Origin of the sequence: Allobaculum fili, from assembly GCF_020969955.1 — a bacterium.
GTDB lineage: Bacteria > Bacillota_I > Bacilli_A > Erysipelotrichales > Erysipelotrichaceae > Allobaculum > Allobaculum fili.
Window position 1 is genome coordinate 1 of sequence record NZ_JAHDSX010000173.1, and the last position, 255, is coordinate 255.

Genomic DNA, 255 nt, shown 5'->3' on the forward strand with positions numbered 1-255 from the left:
ACGGCCGCCTGCAGTTTCATTGAATTCAGCCCGCCTCCGCTCGCCTTACCGTATCCATAGTTCTGTTTAAGCTCGGCATTTTTCGCTTCGATTTTATAACGCTCATGCATCAGTTCCTGGTATTCTTTTGTCTCCATGAACGCCATCTGCTCAAGGTGAATATCGCTTTTGATTTTGACGGAGTAGCTTTTTGATTTTGCTCCTTCTTTGTAGCACCCTTCTTTGAGCGGACAGTGTTTACAGCGCTCTACATCG

1 protein-coding gene is annotated in these 255 nt (G+C 46.3%); it reads right to left on the reverse strand.

Features of this window, described 5'->3' with window-relative positions; genetic code table 11:
• Positions 1-255: transposase (locus Afil_RS10965; protein WP_230268569.1), on the reverse strand; the 255-nt coding region annotated here is incomplete at both ends.